Source organism: Frankia tisae (assembly GCF_025403405.1).
Taxonomy (GTDB): Bacteria; Actinomycetota; Actinomycetes; order Frankiales; family Frankiaceae; genus Frankia; species Frankia tisai.
The window spans coordinates 1-4,464 of sequence record NZ_JANEZT010000463.1; the positions used below are offsets into that span (position 1 = coordinate 1).

Annotated in this window: 5 protein-coding genes and 1 pseudogene; 4 read left to right on the forward strand and 2 right to left on the reverse strand. The window is 66.2% G+C overall.

Going from position 1 to position 4,464, the window contains the following annotated elements; translation table 11 throughout:
- The coding region (locus NBZ85_RS28095) for a helix-turn-helix domain-containing protein (RefSeq protein ID WP_261561665.1) at positions 1-167 on the reverse strand (167 nt) is incomplete at its 3' end.
- A 132-nt stretch (positions 168-299) separates the two neighbouring features.
- Here NBZ85_RS28095 and NBZ85_RS33445 point away from each other — a divergent pair.
- The 4 genes and pseudogenes from NBZ85_RS33445 to NBZ85_RS28110 all read left to right on the forward strand — a co-directional run bounded on the left by NBZ85_RS33445 (position 300) and on the right by NBZ85_RS28110 (position 2,696).
- Positions 300-992, forward strand: a complete 693-nt coding sequence (locus NBZ85_RS33445; RefSeq protein ID WP_368861453.1) for a WD40 repeat domain-containing protein — start codon at positions 300-302, stop codon at positions 990-992.
- Between the two features lie 30 nt (positions 993-1,022).
- The gene (locus NBZ85_RS28100; protein WP_261559426.1) at positions 1,023-1,271 is read left to right on the forward strand and encodes a hypothetical protein; all 249 of its coding nucleotides are present in this window, start codon (positions 1,023-1,025) and stop codon (positions 1,269-1,271) included.
- A 75-nt stretch (positions 1,272-1,346) separates the two neighbouring features.
- Positions 1,347-2,166: pseudogene (locus tag NBZ85_RS28105) on the forward strand (IS5 family transposase).
- 209 nt (positions 2,167-2,375) lie between these two features.
- Positions 2,376-2,696, forward strand: a complete 321-nt coding sequence (locus tag NBZ85_RS28110) for a YrdB family protein (protein ID WP_261559425.1) — start codon at positions 2,376-2,378, stop codon at positions 2,694-2,696.
- A 757-nt stretch (positions 2,697-3,453) separates the two neighbouring features.
- Here the strand turns inward: NBZ85_RS28110 and NBZ85_RS28115 are convergent.
- Positions 3,454-4,164: a class I SAM-dependent methyltransferase gene (locus tag NBZ85_RS28115; protein WP_261559424.1), complete on the reverse strand. Its 711-nt coding sequence runs from the start codon at positions 4,162-4,164 to the stop codon at positions 3,454-3,456.
- Between the last annotated feature and the right edge of the window lie 300 nt (positions 4,165-4,464).

Genomic DNA, 4,464 nt, shown 5'->3' on the forward strand with positions numbered 1-4,464 from the left:
TCCACCGCCCGGTACACATTCTCGCCGCCGTTACGCTCGATCTCCCTCGAAATCACCGAGTGATGCCTGCCGAGCGCCTTCGCGATGAACCGCGCCGAACGATTCTTGCCCAACTCGCGGGAAATAACCTCCCGCTCCTCGATCGTCAACTTCTCCCGCCGACCCATCCACCATCCAGCCCCTCGACGCCAACACGATCATCCTATCGAGGCGTCGCTACGACCATTTGACCCCGCCGCCTCAACCCCGCTTAACTTCGAAGACCCCGTTATCGGAGCTCGGCGCCGCGAGTTGCACGCATGGCCCTGGGATCAGCTGTTCTCGGGATCGGACAGGTGGTCTTTTCGGCGGATGACAGGTTGCTGATTACTGGTAGTGCCGATCGGACGGTGGCGCTGTGGGACATCACAGATCCTGCCGCGGCAGTTCTGCGGTCCGCGATCACACAGCGGGGCAGGGTTCATGCGGTGGCGTCTTCCACGGGAAATGATCTGCTGGCAGCCGGCGGACTCGGGCGGGTCACGACGCTGTGGGATATCGCAGACTGGTCATCTCCGGTTCGGCGCGCGACTCTGGACAACCAGCGGATGACAGTCGAGGCGCTCGCATTCTCTTCGGATGGCAATCATGTTGCTGTTGGGAGCGGCTATCGTTCGAGACTATGGGGTGGCGGCCCAGCGCCCGTCACGGTTTGGGATGTCGCGGATGCCACAGCTCCTGTCCGCCGAGCTACGTTGAACAGTCACCGGATGTCGGTGCTAGCCGTCGCATTTTCGCCGGGTGGAGTACTGGCCACGGGAGGTGCTGATCGATCTGTCATTCTTTGGGATATGAGTGATCCCGCAAATCCGCGGCAGATTGCCTCTCTCAGACATGATGCAATGATCTGCTCTCTCGCGTTCTCGCCTGATGGTCGCCTGCTTGCGGTGGCGGACGAGGTTGCCGTCAGAATATGGAACATCGCAGACACAAATGCGCCGTTTCGCATCTAAACGCTCCCGCACCGCCATAATGTACTTGCTGTGGCCATCGGCGACAGCGGTCAACTTGTGGCCAGTGTTGACGGACCGGCGATCCTGCTCTGGGACCTCCGTGATCCGGGTGTGCCGCGTCGGATCGAAAAGCTGGCCGGCAACCGCGGTGAGGCGTGGTCGCTGGCTCTTTCCCGAAACGGACGATGGCTGGCCAGCGGCGACGCGTACGGCACTACCAACCTGTACCTGCTCGGCGAGCACTTCAGTCCGGATCTGCCGTCCGATCGCGCGGATTGATGGTTGCACCGCTCCGAGTTCTACGAGCGTGTCTCGTGTGGGGCTGCGCCGGGTACATATCTGATCATGGATGTGATGGAGAGCAGCCTTGCTCTGCGGCTGGTCCCGGATGATCTGTGGGAGCGGGTGGAACCGTTGCTGCCCCGGTTCGAGTCCCGCCGGCAGGGTGGTGGGACCGCGCCGATCGAGGATCGGGCGGTGTTCACCGCGGTGGTCTATGTGCTGACCGCGGGCTGTGCCCGGCGGCATCTGCCGACCGAGTTCGGGGTGCCGGTGCCCACGGCGCACCGGCGGTTCCAGGCCTGGACCCGGGCGGGCGTGTGGCCTCGGCTGCACCGGGCGATCCTCGACGCCCACGGGGCCGCCGGGCGCGTCGACTGGTCGTCGGTTGGTCGTCGGTGATCGTGGACGCGGCCAGCCTGCGGGCGAAAAGGGGGGAAGTTTGACCGGTCCCAATCCGGTCGATCGTGGCAAAACCGGCTCGAAGATTCATGTTCTGACCGACGCGGGCGGCCTGCCGCTGGTCGTGGCGGTCTCCGGGGCGAACCGGCACGACAGCCAGGCCCTCATCCCGCTGGTCGCCAGCATTCCTGCGATCCGGTCCCGGCGGGGGGCGCGGCGACGCCGGCCCGCGACGCTGCGGGCGGACAAGGGCTATGACTACCCGGACCTACGTCGTTTCCTACGCCGGCGCCGCATCACCGTACGCATCGCCCGGCGCGGCGTGGAGAGCAGCGAACGTCTCGGCCGGTACCGGTGGAAGGCGGAGAGAACACTGGCGTGGCTGGGCGGCTACCGCCGGCTGACCGTCCGTTACGAACGCGACGGCCATAACTTCCTCGGGTTCCTCTGCCTCGCCGCCGCGATCACCTGCTGGAAGAAACTCCCCACCTGAGAAAACCTCTAAAAAGCCAGGTCAACACCGGTGGCTGAGTTCTGGCACCTTACACGTCGGTGTGTTCGAAGTGCTCGACATGCCAGAATGGTGACTGATCGGCGATTTTAAGTCACCCTGGTGGCCGCCGGGGTGCTCGCGGCGCCCCGGCGGCCGCGCTTCGAAGGGAGAGTCCCATCCTCAGCGCTGCCAAGCACACCAATCTCGCGGTGGCATTCCTGCTCGAGCTCGCCGTCTACGCGGCGGTGGGCCTGTGGGGCTACCAGGCTGTGAGCGCTGGTCGATGGCTGAAGGCGGGCGCGGCGCTCGGCTGCGTTGTCGTCATGGTCGTCCTCTGGTCGCTGTTCGGCGCCCCGTCCGCGACCGTGACCCTGCACGGTGGCGCGCTCCCCGCGTTCCAGGCCGCGTGGTTCGCCGTCGGTGTGGTCGCCCTCGGGGTGACCGGCTGGCGGAAGCTCGGCCTCGCCCTCGCCGTGCTGACGATCGTCAACCTGGTCCTTGTCTACCACTGGCACCAGCAGAACGGCTGACCGGCCCACCCAGCGCAGCCGTCCGCCACCGGAGTTGGCGGGCGGCTGAGCCCTGTCTGTCGGACTCCTGCGAGACATGAGGATCATCGAGACCTCTGTAGCGCAGGGCGATACGGGATCTTCGGAACCAGTGACGTTGACCATGGCAGACATCGCCTCCTCGAAGCAGGAGGATGGCGGGGTGAGCTCGTCTGGAGGACCGCGGGGGACGAGCGGCAGCGAGACCGCCGGCCAGACTCCCAGCGCGGCCGGGTGACGCCGTCACCAAGAAGACGGGATGAAATCCGGGACGATTCACTCCAGGCCGGCCACCTGGCGTTCAAAGCTGCCGTCGCTCGGGATGGAGCATCCTGAGTGGATGGTGCACGATCTGCGCCACTCCCACTCAACGCTTCTACCCCGGCGGACCGTACAGGAAAGGGTTAGGGCATCCGCCGCGCGACGTCACCGACGCCTACACCCACGTCCCCGACGAGGACCGGTCGAGATCCTGCGGGCTGCCGCGACTGCGCCGGCCAGAGCCATCACGACGACAGTACGATTTCTGATTACTGCTCCCCTTTGTTGATCGACTCCCGGGATCAGGGCGCTACGCCCCTGTCTGCCAGCAGTGAACCATTCCGGGCCCGGTGGAGACCTGCGGGGTTCCAGAAGTCGGCCTGGGTTTGTGACCTGGGGTGATGCGACGGCGCGGGGTCGATTCTCCCGGCGTGGGTACATGTACCCGTTGCAAGTAGAGGGACAGGGACTTGCCAGATCAGGACGGTTTCACCGCGCGGGCGGATACGGTGAGGGGAAAGTCCTGGTTCACCACGTCCAACTCCGCCACCGTAACGTCCTCCACGGTCAGGCCCTGGAGCGCGCAGACGGCGGCCAGGATGTTGCCGTGGCCGCGCACGTCGTCGTCGGGCAGGCCGGCCGCGGTGAGTTCGGCGCGCAGCCCCGCGGGAGTCCATCGGTACAGATCGGAATCCCGGTCATGGGGATCGAGCCGGGCGAGGGCGGGGACGGTGAGGAGGAGGACGCCGCAGGGGGCGAGGGACTGCCAGAGATTCGCCAACGCCGCCTGCGGGTCGACGTACTGGAGGACCTGGGTGACGATCGCGCAGTCGTAGGCCCCCGGAGGAAGGCTCCCGACCTTGTTCAGGTCCGCGTGCAGGGTGAGGTCCGGATTGTCGGGGTCGATGTCGACGATCGCCAGCTCGGCCGGCGCCCCGTACAGGGCGCTGTAATGGGGGTTCTTCACCTCCATCACCCGGTTGCCGGTGTAGTCCGCACGGTGGGCGGCCATGAAGCCGTCGATGTAGTGCCGGTCGACCGGCCGCCCCCGCTCGTTGCCGTACCAGGCGGAGAACGGGCTGGTCCGGCGCAGATTCCCCCATCGCACCGGATGGCGCTGGCGGTTCGCCGCCTGCACCGTCGCCCGCGCCGCCGCCTTGCCGCGCCGGACAAGCCCTGACACGTCCACCCGCGCAGCCTCCCCGTTCTCGTACCGATCCCGTCATGGCCGTATATGACCGGACACTATTGGTATCACCTGGGGTGGGTGCGACCGCCGGCTATATGAAAATGTGAGGGGGTGGGGGCTTTGGCGTTACACGGGGTAACGGCATGGCGTGTCTCATCGACCGTTGCGAGTTGTGAAGCATGAGTGAGCCTTCGTCTCGCAGCCGCCGTCGATGCGGTGGCGCTCCCGGTCTGACCGGCCGCAGCCGTGCCGGGTTCCCGTTTCACAGCCACCTGCCGCGCGAACGCGGTCTTACGGTCG

Coding starts and splice junctions, on each gene's coding strand:
- NBZ85_RS33445 (WP_368861453.1), top strand. CDS start 300: ATGGCCCTGGGATCAGCTGTTCTCGGGATCGGACAGGTGGTCTTTTCG.